This is a genomic window from Arthrobacter sp. P1_B4 (assembly GCF_056406555.1).
On sequence record NZ_JBFTZW010000176.1, the window covers coordinates 1 to 2,495 of the forward strand.

Consider the following 2,495-nt stretch of genomic DNA (forward strand, 5'->3'; position numbering starts at 1 on the left):
GTCCAGCAGACCTGGTTCACCGACATGTTCGACGTCCGGATCCGCTACAGCGGCGCAGGATTCGCCTACGCACTCGCCGGAGCCGTGGGCGGCTTCATCCCCCTGATCGCCACCGCCCTCATGGCCAGCAGCGGCAGCTGGGCCCCTGCCGCGGCGCTCCTCGCCGGGCTTTGCCTGATAGCCCTGGTCTCCAGCCTTTGGTCCTACAAGTGGGCCAACAAGGAACACCGCTAAAAACAAGAAGCAGGACGCAACCAAACCAACGGTGACGCGAAGACTAGTGCGCGGCAACCGGCAACCGAGACGCCAGTTGCCACGCATTCACCCCCTGCACACAAAACACAGACCACAGATACAGCCAACAATTAAGGCCAGCGCCGACCACCAAATCTGATGACCTGACCACATCCCCCGCCAAAGCCCTGGACTGCGACGTCCTCGTCATCGGCTCCGGCGCGGGCGGGCTTTCCGCTGCCGTAACAGCCGCCTACCACGGCCTGAAAGTCATCGTCGTGGAAAAAGCCGAGGTCTGCGGCGGCGCCACGTCCTGGTCCGGAGGCTGGGCCTGGACCCCGGGTAACCCGCTGGCCAAAGCCGCCGGCGTCAACGAGGACCACGAACTCTTCCGCACCTACCTGCGCCACCGACTCGGCGCGAACTACCGTGAGGACAAGGTCGAGGCGTTCCTTGAGGCCGTCCCGCACACGGTCGGTTTCTTCCAGGACAAGACCAGCCTGCAGTTCGTTCCCGGAGCCAAGATCAAGGACATCTACGGCAGCACACCGGGCGCCGGCACCGGGCACCGCGCCGTGGGCCCCAAACCCTTCAACGCCCGCAAAATCAAACCAGAACTGCGCGCCATAATGCGCCACCAGCTCTACGAAACATCATTCCTGGGCATGGGCATCATGGCCGGGCCGGACCTTACCAAGTTCCTCTCCGCCTCCCAGGGAAACCTCCAGGGCCTGTTCCACGCAGCCTGGCGGGTGGGCTTCCACCTGTTGGACCTGATCATTCACCGCCGGAGCATGCAGCTGGTCAACGGCACCGCCCTCACCGGCCGGCTCATGAAATCAGCCGACGACCTCGGCGTCGACATCCGCGTCTCCACCCCCGCCAAGCGCTTGCTCACCGACGGGACCGGCACGGTGACCGGCGCCGTCGTGGATTCACCCGCCGGCAGCTACACTATCAACGCTTCCAGCGGCGTCGTTCTGGCCACCGGCGGGTTCCCCAACGACGTTGCCCGCCGCAAGGCGCTTTTCCCCAAGACCCCCACGGGCCGCGAGCACTGGACACTCGCACCCAAGGAAACTACCGGGGACGGCATTACCATTGCCCAGGCCGTGGGTGCCCGCTTCGACACCGATGCGGCGTCTCCGGCAGCGTGGTGCCCGGTCTCCCTGGTCCCATACCGGAACGGACGCACCGGTACGTTCCCGCACATCATGGACCGCGCCAAACCCGGAGGCATCGGGGTGCGCCGGGACGGCAAGCGCTTCGTTAACGAGGCCAACGGCTACTACGACTATGTGGAAGGAATGCTGAAGGCGACCCCCGAGGGTGAATCGGTCGAGGCTTGGCAGATTGCCGACGCCGAGTACGTGCGCAAGTTCCCGCTGGGGATGGCCAAACCGCTGCCCGTCCCGCTCTTCCCCTACCTCCGCTCCGGCTACCTCAAAAAAGGCAACACCATCGAAGAACTCGCCGCAGCCTGCGGCATCGACCCCGATGCTCTGGTCAAGACCGTGGCCGAGTTCAACGAGAACGCCCGCAAGGGGGTGGATCCGGACTTTGACCGCGGCGCCAGCGAATTCAACCGCTACGGCGGAGACCCCAAGAACACCCCGAACCCGTCCTTGCGCCCGTTGGAAAAGGGGCCGTTCTACGCCGTCAAAATCGTCCCTGGCTCCTTCGGCACCTTCGCAGGCCTCGCAGCCGATGCGCGCGCACGGGTCCTGGACACGAACGGGCACCCCATCAAGGGCCTTTACGTCGCCGGTAATGACCAGGCCTCAGTCATGGGCGGACAATACCCCGCCGGGGGCATCAACCTCGGCCCCGCCCTGACCTTCGGATACATCGCCGGACGCGACCTCACAGGAGCCACACACTACGAAGACGACGGCACCCCAGCCACCGAAACAATGACCGGGAACGACGACGCCCCGGACGCACGAAGTCGTCGCCGATGACGTACATACCGGAACCCGAAACCAGTCCCTGGAAGGATTCAGACTGTCAGGAATCGCGACCCCAACGCTTCTTAAGGAAGGGGCCCTGGGTCGAGCTTTGTGGATGTATATCGCGAGCCAAGGGCCCGAGGGGCCGGCCCCCGCCCCCTCACCACACCACACCAGCAGCGCCCGCGGCAGGAAGCCCCAGCGAGAAATGTAGAAAATGAAACCCGTGGATGAAGAAGAAATCCCGCTACCCGAGCGACGGCTTCGCGCCTCAGGACTGGACGGGCCTCCTGCCAGGACAACACGTGTGGG

1 protein-coding gene and 1 pseudogene are annotated in these 2,495 nt (G+C 64.8%); both read left to right on the forward strand.

Annotated features, from left to right (window positions below; all coding sequences use genetic code 11):
* Positions 1-234: pseudogene (locus tag AC1D1W_RS20475) on the forward strand (hypothetical protein); the annotation flags it as partial.
* Between the two features lie 188 nt (positions 235-422).
* A complete protein-coding gene (locus tag AC1D1W_RS20480; protein WP_476944673.1) occupies positions 423-2,195 on the forward strand; it encodes an FAD-dependent oxidoreductase in 1,773 nt (590 codons plus the stop codon).
* Positions 2,196-2,495: the final 300 nt, after the last annotated feature.